Origin of the sequence: Streptococcus sp. k-90 (assembly GCF_013277565.1) — a bacterium.
In the GTDB taxonomy this organism is placed as follows: domain Bacteria; phylum Bacillota; class Bacilli; order Lactobacillales; family Streptococcaceae; genus Streptococcus.
In genome coordinates, this window is record NZ_VMNE01000035.1 from 1 (window position 1) to 1,304 (window position 1,304).

The 1,304-nt window shown below is 41.9% G+C and carries 1 pseudogene; it reads left to right on the plus strand.

Annotated features, from left to right (window positions below):
- Positions 1 to 1,304, plus strand: a pseudogene (locus tag HT734_RS09090) (hypothetical protein); the annotation flags it as partial.

The window sequence follows — 1,304 nt, forward strand, 5'->3', positions numbered from 1 at the left end:
GTGCCAGGTACAGGTAAGATTACAGAACCAGGTAAACCAGCTGTGGAAGTTCCTAATGTAACAACACCAGCTAAGGTAACACCAGAAACACCAGAAACTGAAAAACCAGTTGAGATTGAAATTACTCCACAACCAAATGGAGATGCGATTGTAACGCCTAAGAAACCAGGAGGAGGAACATATCCACCAGGTACTAAGGTAGAAATCCCAGGTGAAGATGGAAACACAATTACTGTTGAAATCGGTAAAGATGGTTCAGGTAAAGTACCAAATGACAAACTTCCTAAGAAAGCTATCCCAGGTACAGGAACAGTAACAGAACCGAACAAGAAACCATCACAACCAGTGGATGTAACAACACCAGCTCGTAAGACACCAACGCTAGATGTTGAACAAGATCCTAAGACAGGTGATGTTATAGTAACACCTAAGAAACCAGATGGTTCAACCTACCCACCAAAAACTACGGTAGAAATTCCAGGAGAAAATGGAACAACAATCACAGTAACAATTGGTGACAATGGTTCAGGTGAAGTACCAAATGACAAACTTCCAAAAGGAAATGTCCCAGGAAAAGGAACAGTAACAGAACCGAACAAGAAACCATCACAACCAGTGGATGTAACAACACCAGCTCGTAAGACACCAACACTAGATGTTGAACAAGATCCTAAGACAGGTGACGTTACAGTAACACCTAAGAAACCAGATGGCTCAACATACCCACCAGGAACTACGGTAGAAATCCCAGGTGAAGATGGTCCAATCACTGTTGAAATCGGTGAAGACGGTAAAGGTAAAGTACCAAATGACAAACTTCCTAAGAAAGATGTCCCAGGTACAGGTAAGATTACAGAACCAGGTAAACCAGCTGTGGAAGTTCCTAATGTAACAACACCAGCTAAGGTAACACCAGAAACACCAGAAACTGAAAAACCAGTTGAGATTGAAATTACTCAACAACCAAATGGAAATGCGATTGTAACACCTAAGAAACCAGATGGTTCAACCTACCCACCAAAAACTACGGTAGAAATTCCAGGAGAAAATGGAACAACAATCACAGTAACAGTTGGCGACAATGGTTCAGGTGAAGTACCAAATGACAAACTTCCTAAGAAAGATGTCCCAGGTACAGGAACAGTAACAGAACCGAACAAGAAACCATCACAACCAGTGGATGTAACAACACCAGCTCGTAAGACACCAACACTAGATGTTGAACAAGATCCTAAGACAGGTGACGTTACAGTAACACCTAAGAAACCAGATGGTTCAACATATCCACCAGGAACTAAGGTAGA